At 75.8% G+C, this 1,033-nt stretch carries 1 protein-coding gene; it reads right to left on the bottom strand.

Annotation, left to right across the window (positions count from 1 at the left end; all coding sequences use genetic code 11):
* Positions 1–124 precede the first annotated feature (124 nt).
* A partial coding sequence (locus tag ACFUEL_RS39950; protein ID WP_380243170.1) for a YsnF/AvaK domain-containing protein occupies positions 125–1,033 on the bottom strand: 909 nt, incomplete at its 5' end.

Below are 1,033 nucleotides of genomic sequence, written 5' to 3'. Positions count from 1 at the left end.
TATTTGGCTCACCATCACCTTGTGGGGGTGCTGGCTCACTTTTAATAATAACAAGGGGTCCTGTTTGGCAACCCGCCGGGCCCCGGCCCCCGGGTGGGCGCCGGGGCCCACGGCCGGCACCCCGTCAGGAGCGCAGCGGCTCCGGACGGGCGTGCTCCGGGCCGCCGTTCGCGGCGGCCGACTGGGGCCGGGCCGCCGTCGGCGACTGCGGCTGCGCGTTCCACGGCTGGCGCTGCTGCGGCGCCTCGCCCTCCCCGCCGCCGGTGGTCGCGTCGTGCACCTCCACCTGCTCGCGGCGCAGCTCCTCGCGGACCACCTCCTCCTCGGTGTACCGCTCCACCACCAGGCGCACCCGCTCGATCGGCGCCAGGTACTTGCGCACCACCGGGCGCTCCTCGCGCAGCGTGACCTCCTCGACCGCCTCGGCGATCTCCTGCTCGCTCAGCGCCGCCCGCTCCGCGTCCGACACCGGGATCCGCTCCACCCGCACCCGCTCGCGCACCACCGGCACCCGGCGCTCCACCTGCTCGGTGGTCACGTACTTGCGCAGCCGGGTGGTGCCCACCTCGTGCCACTCGGTGCTGATGTCGATCCGCTCCTCGCGGCAGGTGATCTCCACCGGCGCGGTCGGGGACGCCTGGCTCTGGGACTGGCTCTGGGACTGGCTCTGGGCCTGGGACTGGGACTGGCTCTGGGCCTGGGAGTGGGCCTGGGCCTGGTGGGGCTGCGTCTGCGGCTGAGCCGGAGACTGCTGCTGGTCGTCCTGCCGGGCCGGCGCGGGCGCGGCCTTCGCCGTGGTGAAGGCGGCCGGGGCGGCGGCAGCGGCGGCGGGCGCGGGGGCCGGGGCGGGCGTGGGGGAGGAGGCGAGGGTGCCGAAGTCGCGGTCCACCGCGGGCTCCTGGCGCTGGTGCTCCTTCGCTCCTGCGTCGGCCGCTCCGGCGGCTCCGGCCGCTCCGGCCTCTGCCGCCTTCGCCGTCGGAGCCGTGGGCCCGGAGCCGACGTCGCCGCCCGCGTCCAGCCCGTAGTAGCGGTA

The organism is Kitasatospora sp. NPDC057198 (assembly GCF_042670125.1).
Lineage (GTDB): Bacteria > Actinomycetota > Actinomycetes > Streptomycetales > Streptomycetaceae > Kitasatospora.
The sequence above is the reverse complement of the archived record's forward strand: the minus strand, read 5'-3'. Positions and strand labels throughout refer to the sequence as shown.